This window comes from Nitrospira sp. BLG_2 (assembly GCF_049222245.1).
This window is the reverse complement of sequence record NZ_JBLYIG010000195.1, coordinates 1-6,254: the sequence shown is the minus strand read 5'-3', so window position 1 is coordinate 6,254 and position 6,254 is coordinate 1. Positions and strand designations below refer to the sequence as shown.

Below are 6,254 nucleotides of genomic sequence, written 5' to 3'. Positions count from 1 at the left end.
TCCGAAAGGGCTTCGCCCCCAGGGTCGGCTCTAAGCGCGTTGATCTGCTCAAATAATAGAGCAGATCGCCGTGTGGTGAGAGCTGAGGCGTTGCTGGTTCCGCAGATTCGTGTCGTGTGACTGGGCGGGACGGCGGTTCCTCCATGGGCAGCTACATGTTGGCCAAGTCGCGATTGATTTCGCAATACTTCAAGCACTGCTGGACTTGAGTTTGAATTGGCAATTCTTGCGCGATAATATTGTCTGCCGCCGGCAACCAAAATATCAGGCTTAATAGAGCGTCGAAATCCATTAGCAACTGAAGAAATGGGGCTGCAATAACGGGCAGCGCGGAAGAGATCCAGAATATCCGCATTCTGATTATTGGGCCCAAGGTCGGCATGCGCCGCTCCTACTGTAACCGCATTGATTGACTCTGAGGGAGCAAGCAGGCGCCTTTTCACCCGATCACGCGCCATAGCACGTAGTGTTTGAGCACACAGGTCCACATCAGTGACATTTGTTAACTGCGCAGCAGAAGTTTCCAATGTAACGTTCCCGTGGTGGTTACCTGCACTAACCACGAATGTGACTTTGTATTTCCATGCGAGCCAATCCAACAAACGTGCCCAGGGACTCATCTCGCGATCGAAAAGCTGATTGACGTCCCCGATACTGAAATTGATGACTTTAATGGTCGGCGCAACCGCAGGTGTTGCACCATCACCTTCGTAAATTCGGCGCACGGCACGAAAGGTGAGATCAACAGGGAGGCTATCTTCGGGCAACTGTTCCCATCGAACATTATTAACGTCGGGGCGGCCAGGATACATGAGCGGTCTGGCATAAACAGGCCGTGGGAGCGCGTCCTCATTTTCATCGAATTCGCCATGGACAATTAGGGAGGCCATGGCTGTTCCGTGCCGCTGCTCATCGGCATTATATCGACTTGAAAATCCATCAGGATCATCAATCCTCAGACGATCTCGGAGTGTTGTATGGTTTTCAAGTGGGAGACCATCCAACAAGGCGACTATAGGATTGCCTTGTGGAGTAGGCTGCTGACGAAAGGCCCCCGGCGTCGACTCTTCAGGATGAGCTATGACAACTTGCCCCATCGGACAGAAATACTTGATATCCGTTAGACGGAGAAGCTTTGTATCTTGGTTTGCGTTGATGGCATCAATGGTCGTCCGGATTTGGGAGGAAGGGAGATCGACAAGTACGCCGTGATAGTCGATCTCTGGAATCGTAGCTTGTGTAACGCACTGCCCACCGGCTTCTCGGACAAGATTCTGGAGCCGCCCATACGCCTCTACTCGCTTTCCATCCGATTGACGGCACCAGAGCTCAACTTCAAAACGGATTGTTGCTCTATCTGCGGATAGACACTCATGCCACCACTCTAGGGCACCATGTTCTCGAAGACGATCCCGGACACTCCATGGGCGCACATCATTCAGGAACTTGAATACTTCTGCTAACTTCCCAAAATTATGCGGGAGTTTTTCATCTCTTGATCTCGACCATGTTTTCCAGAGTTGAACAATTTCGGCTATTTTGGTCTGATTGCTCATGACAACGAATAGGCGACCAAGCAATGGTGTTACGGAAACACCTTGTTCAAAGAAGGCTGGTGCGGGTTCGGCGATATCAACCTCAAAGTCCCCAAGCCATTCCATTCCGCCGATTCGGCGAACAACGTTCTGAAAGTCGGCAACGGACCCAGCAACCTCGAATACCACCACCTGCTCTGGATCGAGGCCAGTGGTATCGGCGCGAACTACTCCAAAGCTCTGCGAAAGTGCCTGAAATCGAGCAGCCAGACGAGTCCTTTGCTGTACTTGCGTCGGTCGTTTGGGCGGCGGTGAGAATGCTTGCGGTAAAGGCTGTCTTGCGGCAACGGTGGCGGCAGGGAATATAAGAATCGGCTTTTCGGGCATGCAGTCCCTATATTAGCGAGACTCGGAACATGCCCGGGATTTCCATGCGGCTAGTCGATCTCGAGCGATCTTCTGAACATCACCATTGGGAATCGCGAGGACGTACCGGCGAGCAAGGTCGCGCACAAAGTCCTCGATATCGGAGTAGCTCGCGCCGCGAAATGATTTGGCAAAGATACTAGCTTGCAGACCACGTGCAAACTCCAATTGAGCGAACAGGCGATCGAGGAACTCCGTCGCCTGTTGTTGTGTAGGGCGAGGCAGTTCCAGGCGTAGCTGGAATCGCCGCCAAACGGCACGATCTAGCAACTCCCGATGGTTCGTTGCTGTAACAACGACAACATGTGGAGGTAGGCTATCAATCTGTAGCAGCAGTGCGCTGACCACACGCTTGATTTCTCCAGTTTCGTGCTCATCACCGCGTTCTTTTCCCAACGTCTCGAACTCGTCGAAGAATAGCAGGCATGCTCGCTGCCTAGCATAGTCAAAGACTTTTCGTAGGCGAGTTGCCGTTTCACCCAAATAGCTTCCGATAATACCTTCGTATCGGATCGACAGCATTGGCACCATCAACTCGTTCGCGAGCGATTCTGCGAGGGAGGTCTTGCCATTACCAGGCGGGCCGACCAAGAGAACGCGATGCCGCGGCGATATACCAAAAGACCGCAAGAGATCTGTGCGTCGATGCTCCTCGATGAGCGCTCGACATTCTTTTGCTACCGTGCCAGGCAAAATAAGACTATCGAAAGCGCGATCGGAACAGGTTTCGTACACCAAATCGGCTATAGGGGATGGTGATGTACTCATGGACTGCGGCTGACCGTTAACCCCGTTCGCATATGCGGCAGCCAGTTGGTCTGCAAGCATGGCGTGCTTCTTGGCACGCTCCTCAGCGATAAGCGCCTCAACCGCCTGACGGAAGCGAGGATTAGCGGTGTCCCTTCCACTCTTGATTAGCGAAATTAAAAGATCCGACCTTGCCATTTCGAATCACGTTTTAAAGGATGGTCAGTCTCGCAATTCCACCAAGGATATCGAATTTTCGGGGTATACTACCATGAAAAGGGCATCGCCCACGACGGGTCTCTTGCCCTTCACTGGATCGCTGCACCAGAGACAATACGAAAGCGGTCATACTAATTTCCATCGCACACTGAACAGCGACTTCGCTCTAATTAGCTGTTGCAGTTTTCCCTCAACCTCGGCAATGAGCTGTTCTCGACGGCGGTCGATTTCATCTTGGGCATCGAACAAGGTCCGGCGTCGCTTGCCCCGCTCGGCTTCTAGGGCCTTAATCTGTTTCTGCCCAGCTACCTTTTCTTCCAGCGTCAGTGCCGCCACGGCAGCCTTGCGGGCCTCCTTGATTTGCCGATCGAATTCCTTAATCTCGCGTTCCAAACCCACCTTCAGGTCGTCCGCCCAAGAGTCGAGCTTATCGACCTCGACCTCAAAAAACTCGGCATTACGTTTGGAAATCTGTCGGCGGATGGCTTCCTGTCGCTCTTCTGTTCTGGCACGAATGGCGGGATGGTCGATTGATGATGTTCTGGATTCGGTCACTGTTCCGGGAAGGGAGAACAGCCGCCGGACGACTTCTTCATCGAGCACCTCACCTGAATCCGTTACGCCAGTGCAAATCAGATAGTCCTCCGCCTGATCCAGCGCCTCGACGGTAAAGAGCGACACGTTCAAGAGACCCGCCTTCCCGATAAGCGGCTCGACGAGTGTGACTTTGCCGTCGTGCTTATCATAATTGAAGGTCAGTTCAGCCAGTTCCAGCACACGGCCCTTCGCTTGCGCCAAGACTCGTTCAGCCAATGGATGAGCGAGTCGATAGAGATGGGCTTCTCCTGTTCGACGCGGAAGCTCATACAACCCTAGAGCAATGTCTCCTTCAAAGGGACATGATCGGAGCTTGAAGGACGAGTCGGTGAGAAATTCCGCGTGCTCGCGCAGTTCAAAGCGGGTCAGTTGCATGAGGATGCGCTCGTAGCGATTCAAGTACAGCCTGGAGTTCTCGTCACTGACCCGGAGCTTTTCGCGCACCTCGTCGTCGAAGTGTTCGAAGAGGAGTTGGCGGGCGCGGGTCATAGCTTCATCGATTTGCGTGCCGAGTTCGCTCTGCAATTGATCGAACGAGGTCTTGATCTCTTGTGGAGTCCGGCATCGTTGATAGATGTCCGCAATGCGCTTCTCGAAATCGACGCCGGATTCGAGGGCACCCAGTACTTCATCGCTCGCACCGAAAACGCCCTCGAAGAGCTGAAACTTCTCCGACAACAGTCGAAAGACATGTTGATCCGCTTCATTGGTCTGATTCAGGAAGTTCACCACGACCACATCGTGCTTTTGCCCATAGCGATGGCAGCGACCGATGCGCTGTTCGATGCGTTGGGGATTCCAGGGCAGATCGTAGTTGACGACCAGTGAACAGAATTGGAGATTGATGCCCTCGGCCCCGGCTTCCGTGGCGATCATGATTTGGCCCTGCTCTTTGAAATAGTCCACGATCGCGGAGCGCATGTCGGCGGAACGGGAGCCGGTGACACGGTCGGTTCCCTGATGACGCTGGAGCCAGGCTTGATAGATCTGCTTGGATTTCTCGTCGTTGTTGGAGCCGTTAAACAGCACGATATGATCTTTCCAGGGACTGTCAGCGAGGACTCGGAGGAGATACTCCTGCGTGCGTCTGGATTCGGTGAAGATAATGGCTTTCTGGGCTGCGCCGAGATCGGAGGCTTTGCCGAAGGCTGTTCGCAAGGCGGTCAGCAGGGCCTGCCCTTTGGCGTTGTGGGTGATGGAGACGGCGAGTGTCCTGAAACCTTCGAGGTCTTCGATTTCCTGTTGAATGGCCTTCCGATCCGCTTCGGTAAGGGGTTCAGGTGAGGGTTCTTCCTCCTCCCATTCGTCGGCCATTTCGTCAAAGGCCTCGAAATCTTTTCCCAGCGCCTGTTCCAGTGGGTTTGGTCCATCAGCCTGGCGCAGCCGTTCACGGAGCCGTTGGTTCATGGAGGCTAGTGCCCCGGCAATCGCGAAGGAGGACGAGGCCAGGAGCTTCCGCAACACAAGAGTCATCAGGGTCCGCTGGCTGGCCGGTAGGGCTTGAAGATTGTCCCGTCGGAGATAGTCGGAGACCAGATGATAGAGCCGGTCTTCGCTCTCTGCCGGCGTAAAGGGCTGGACCATCGGCAGGCGCTTGGTGTAGCGAACATAGGGCAAGACTTGGCGACGCAGCGTTCGTTTGCACAGCGGCTGCAACCGTGCTTTCAAGATATCGAAGGTCGGCTTGTTGTGCAGATTGGCAAACTGTTCCTTGAAGCTCTTGAGGTCCCCGAAGATCCGATCGTCCACGACACTCACGAGGCCATAGAGTTCGAGCAGCGAGTTCTGCAGCGGTGTAGCAGTCAAGAGAAGCTTGGGCGCGTCTTTCAGCGACTGCTTCAGGGTGTTGGCAATGATGTTGGTCGGCTTGTAGACGTTCCGCAATCGATGGGCCTCGTCGATGACGACCAAATCCCAGCGCATGAGGCTGACCTCAGCCGCCTTGGATCGCGCGAACTGGTAGGAACAAATGACGATGTCGCTGCACTCGAATGGCCGGACGTTCCCCTGCCGGACGGCATCTTTGTAGGACTTCGTTTCCAGTATGCGACAGGGCAGAAAGAATTTCTCTTGAAGCTCCTGATGCCACTGTTTGCGGAGGTTCGACGGCGTGATAATGAGGACCCGCCGCTTCCGTTCAGCCCACTTTTGAGAAAGCACCAGCCCTGCCTCGATCGTCTTCCCAAGGCCGACCTCATCGGCCAGCAGGGCTCCTTTGGAGAGCGGCGATGTGAAGGCGAATAGCGCCGCCTCAATCTGGTGAGGATTCAGATCGACCTGGGCATCAACCAGGGCGGAGGCCAGTTTTTCGATACTGTCCGACGGACAGCGTTTGGTGAGTTCGTGCGCGAAAAACTTGGTGTGATAAGGGGTGAGATTCATTCCGCGACAAACTTCAAGAGTGACCGGCCTCAGCGCGCAAGAATAGCCGTTTCCTCCCTAGAAATCACCAGGTCGCGCGGGGAGGAGGCCACGACAGAACACTCACCTACCGGCTTTGTCTTTCCCTGCCGGTGCTGTACAATCCGCGCATGGCTTTCGATCCGGACAATCCGCCCATCTGGCTGCGCAAGCTCCACGTGACCGCGGCGCAGATCAACCCGACGGACTATCCGACATCGCCCATCGATGGCCTCCTGGCCGTCTGTCGTCTTTCCGATGCCCAGTACCATTGGATAAGGGCGATGCGCCGCGCCACCACCGAAGCCGATGGCGCCGCATCGCCCTCTT

At 54.7% G+C, this 6,254-nt stretch carries 4 protein-coding genes; 1 reads left to right on the top strand and 3 read right to left on the bottom strand.

Annotated features, from left to right (window positions below; translation table 11 throughout):
* From ACOSYY_RS05380 to ACOSYY_RS05370, 3 genes are all read right to left on the bottom strand, one after another.
* A partial coding sequence (locus ACOSYY_RS05380) for a S8 family peptidase (RefSeq protein WP_421661240.1) occupies positions 1–1,922 on the bottom strand: 1,922 nt, incomplete at its 3' end.
* 12 nt (positions 1,923–1,934) lie between these two features.
* Positions 1,935–2,789 carry an AAA family ATPase gene (locus tag ACOSYY_RS05375; RefSeq protein ID WP_421661239.1) on the bottom strand — a complete coding sequence of 285 codons (855 nt, stop codon included), beginning with the start codon at positions 2,787–2,789 and terminating at the stop codon, positions 1,935–1,937.
* A 264-nt stretch (positions 2,790–3,053) separates the two neighbouring features.
* Complete coding sequence (locus ACOSYY_RS05370; RefSeq protein WP_421661238.1) at positions 3,054–5,906, bottom strand: SNF2-related protein; 2,853 nt, start codon at positions 5,904–5,906, stop codon at positions 3,054–3,056.
* Between the two features lie 149 nt (positions 5,907–6,055).
* On the opposite strand from ACOSYY_RS05370, the gene ACOSYY_RS05365 reads away from it, so the two are divergent.
* Positions 6,056–6,254 (top strand): hypothetical protein (locus tag ACOSYY_RS05365; protein ID WP_421661237.1); only part of this gene is annotated, 199 nt, incomplete at its 3' end.